Annotated in this window: 2 protein-coding genes, 1 tRNA gene and 2 pseudogenes; 1 reads left to right on the top strand and 4 read right to left on the bottom strand. The window is 73.3% G+C overall.

Translation table 11 applies throughout. The features are described from left to right. Positions 1-356, bottom strand: a pseudogene (locus I59_RS13025) (hypothetical protein); the annotation flags it as partial. 174 nt (positions 357-530) lie between these two features. Here I59_RS13025 and I59_RS13020 point away from each other — a divergent pair. Then, positions 531-616: transfer RNA gene (locus tag I59_RS13020), tRNA-Leu, on the top strand. A gap of 175 nt (positions 617-791) precedes the next feature. Here the strand turns inward: I59_RS13020 and I59_RS13015 are convergent. The 3 genes and pseudogenes from I59_RS13015 to I59_RS13005 form a co-directional block, all read right to left on the bottom strand. Then, complete coding sequence (locus I59_RS13015; protein ID WP_022904241.1) at positions 792-1,013, bottom strand: hypothetical protein; 222 nt, start codon at positions 1,011-1,013, stop codon at positions 792-794. A gap of 193 nt (positions 1,014-1,206) precedes the next feature. Further along, positions 1,207-1,389 (bottom strand): annotated as a pseudogene (locus I59_RS13010) (alcohol dehydrogenase catalytic domain-containing protein); the annotation flags it as partial. A gap of 102 nt (positions 1,390-1,491) precedes the next feature. Beyond that, positions 1,492-2,982 carry an HD domain-containing protein gene (locus I59_RS13005; RefSeq protein ID WP_148286223.1) on the bottom strand — a complete coding sequence of 497 codons (1,491 nt, stop codon included), beginning with the start codon at positions 2,980-2,982 and terminating at the stop codon, positions 1,492-1,494. Between the last annotated feature and the right edge of the window lie 90 nt (positions 2,983-3,072).

Genomic DNA, 3,072 nt, shown 5'->3' with positions numbered 1-3,072 from the left:
ACGCGCCCGGCCCCCAGCATGCCGTCCTGCACCACGCCGCCGAACGGGTCGACGCTCCAGTTCGCCGGGTCGGCCGGGACGACGTCGAGGTGGCCGTGCACGACGAGCGCGGGCTTCTCCGGGTTGCGTCCGCGCACCCGGGCGACGACGCTCACCCGGTCCGGTTCCGACTCGAAGAGCTGCGGCTCGAGCCCCAGGTCACGGAGCTTCGCCTCGACGTAGTGCGCGGCCTCGGTCTCACCGCGGGACTTCCCGTCGCCCCAGTTCGTCGTGTCGAACCGGATGAGGTCCCGAGCGATGGACGCGGTCTCCTCGAGCTCGATGTCGGCCGCCGTGCTCCCCTGGAGGTCAGTCATGCCCCCACGCTACCGGGCCGCTCCGACACCGCCGATCCCCGGGTCCACAGCGGGACGCGCCCGGGATGCGCGCCCGTGTTCATCGGGCGTTCAGACCCGTGCTAGTGTCTTCTCTCGGCAGGAACGCCGGGGAAAACGCCCCGGACGACCGGCCAGCACAACAGAACGACACCTGTCCGGGTGGCGGAATTGGTAGACGCGCTAGCTTGAGGTGCTAGTGCCCGTATTAGGGCGTGGGGGTTCAAGTCCCCCCTCGGACACACGGAATGGATGCCCCTTGGCCTTGCGGCCAAGGGGCATTTCGCGTTCGTGCTTCGCGGCGAGCATCGGCGTCGCTCCACTCGGGGCACCCCTCACCGCGACCACGACCGGACGGGAGGCGCGGGACGGGCCCGCACCGCGCCTCCAGTCCGGTGTGCGTCACCGAGCGGGCGGTCACCGACCGCGACGTGCCCGCGCGATCCACCGGACCACGAGGACCGCGCCACCGACGGCGGCCGACCACCCCCAGTTCGCGACCACCGGGTCGAGGAGGCCGTGCCTCCAGTCCCCCCGCGACGAGCGGACGCGGGGCGCGACCGGGTGCCCGGTGCCCTCCGCCCGGACGCCCGTCTCGTGCACGACCCGGTCGGGCCGACCACGCAGCGCGTCCGTCACCCGGTGGGTCGCGACGTCGATCCGGTCACGGAGGACGAGGAGCAGCCAGTGGGCCAGCCGCCCCTCGCTGAACCGGGCGTACGCGACCCGCCGGACCGCCGCGGCGGGTCCGCGATGTACGGGGTGTGGTCGGTCATGGCGCGCTCCTTCACGGGACGATCACGGGCTTGATGATGCCGTCGAGCTTCGACGACTCGTGCCCGAAGGTGTGCCCGACACGGGTGTCCGGCATCATCCCGTGGTACAGGTGCAGGTCCGACCCGCAGATCGCGGCTCGTTCGACACGGACGACGGCATCGTTCTCGTGCTCGATCCTCGGATCGGGCTTCTCCTCGACGCGGACCCGGGAGGGCCCGCGGTACGTCATGGCGCGCATGGACGCTCCTCTCCCTGGTGTCGTCCACGCTGACGACACGGGCGTCCGAGCCGTCCCAGATCCGCACGGATCGGACACCGGGTCGCGCAGGCCCGGCCGGGTTCACCCGTCGCGCTGCGCTCCGTCCGCGAGGTGCGCACTGAGCCAGTCGCGGAGCCAGTCCCGCGCCCCGCCGAGGTCGGTGAACACGCCGTCGTCCTCGGCCTCCGTCGCTGCTGCGAGCACCTCGCGGAACCGCGGTCCGGGGGTCAGCCCGGCGTCCAGGAGGTCCCGTCCGGTGAGGAGCCCGGCACGTGGGCGCGTCGACACGTCGCGCAGCATCACCGCGAACCACTCCCGGGCAGCCGACGGTCCGGATGCGGGACCACGCCCCCGGGAGTCCGCCTCGCACACCCGGGCCCAGGCCTCGGCGGCCGACAGCGTCCCACCGAGCCGACGGAACAGTCGCCGCGTCGCCGCCACCGAGGGAGGTGCTCCCCCGGCCGAGTGGACCACCATGTGCTCCCGGACGAGGGGCACCACGCGATCGACGACGGCGCGCGGCGCACCGAGCCGACGCAACAGCTCGCGAGCCGCCACCGCGCCCGACACCTCGTGTCCGAGGCTCCGGATGCGAGGGGTTCCCTCCTCCGAGGAGACCTGCGTCCCGGAACCGGCCTTGCCGAGGTCGTGGAGCACGGCCGCGAGCACGATCACCACGCGGTCGTCGCCGCGGACGCCGTCCTCGGTGCAGGCACGGGCTGCGGCATCGCCCGCCAGGCCGGCGTGCACGTGGACCGGTCCCTCCGGGTGCCAGTGCGGGTCCTGCGGCACGTCGCGGAGGGCGGCGAGTTCCGGCAGGTGGACGTCCCACCCGGTGTCGTGGAGGACTTCCAGGGCCGCGGACACGTGGTCGCCCAACGCGGTCTTCCGGATCTCCGGCCAGACTCGCTCGTGTGCGACCTCGCCGAAGCGGTCGACGAGCGTGCGGGCGAGCGTGACCGTCCCGTCGTCGACCTCGAGACCGAACCTGGCGACGAGCTGCACCGCACGCAGCACCCGCAGCGGGTCGTCGCCGAAGCGCTCGGACGTGTGCCGCAGGACACCCACGACCGCGTCGTCGATCCCCCCGAACGCGTCGACGTACTCGTTCGTCACCGGGTCCCAGGCGACCGCGTCGACGGTGACGTCGCGGCGCGAGGCGGCCGCCGTGAACGGAGCGTCACCACCAGGACACGCCACGGTCGCCACGTCGAGGTGCGTCCCGTCGAGCACGACCTTGAGGACCTCGAACCGGACGCCCGCCCGGACGACCACCGCGCCGACCGCCCGCAGTGCAGCCGAGACCGCGTCGAGATCCGTGCCGTACACCTCGATGTCGACGTCCGGCACGGCCGTGGCCGGGACCGTCCGACCGGACTCGCGGAGCAGGGCGTCACGGACGGAGCCGCCGACGACGACCGGGGATCCGACCGCGCGCAGCGCCTCGAGCGCGACGACCGCGGCCCCTCCGAGACCGAGGGCCGCAGCCGGGTCGGCTGGTCCGGGGCACCGGTGGACGCCCGTCGAGGGTCGCGCCGTTCCACAGCGCTGGCAGGTGATGGTGTCGATCATGGTCACGTCTTCCGGACCGTCGCGCCGCCGCGCGAGGGAGTCAGTCTGCCGCACCGTGCGATGCGGGCGCCACCACGACACGGACGGGAG

Origin of the sequence: Curtobacterium sp. B8 (assembly GCF_000333315.1) — a bacterium.
Lineage (GTDB): Bacteria > Actinomycetota > Actinomycetes > Actinomycetales > Microbacteriaceae > Curtobacterium > Curtobacterium luteum.
Note: the sequence above shows the minus strand (reverse complement) of the source record. Positions and strands in the feature narration are given on the sequence as shown.